This is a genomic window from Paraburkholderia sp. SIMBA_027 (genome assembly GCF_046535315.1).
In the GTDB taxonomy this organism is placed as follows: Bacteria; Pseudomonadota; Gammaproteobacteria; order Burkholderiales; family Burkholderiaceae; genus Paraburkholderia; species Paraburkholderia tropica.
On sequence record NZ_JAWRWY010001491.1, the window covers coordinates 1 to 240 of the forward strand.

At 59.2% G+C, this 240-nt stretch carries 1 pseudogene; it reads left to right on the top strand.

Going from position 1 to position 240, the window contains the following annotated elements:
• Nucleotides 1-240 (top strand): annotated as a pseudogene (locus tag SB764_RS44165) (chemotaxis protein); the annotation flags it as partial.

Here is a 240-nt window from a genome sequence, read left to right on the forward strand (position 1 = left end):
CTCGCTAATGGTGACCTCTCGTTCAATATCGATCAGCCGTTCGCACCGGACTTCGAGGATTTGCGCCGGACGATGAACGAGGCGCTCAGCCAGATGCGCAACACACTCGGCGCCGTCGCGCATTCCACCGATCAAATCGACACCGGCACCCGTGAGATCAGCCAGAGTGCCGAAGATCTTTCGAAGCGGACAGAGCAGCAAGCCGCCTCGCTTGAACAAACCGCAGCGGATCTCGATGAG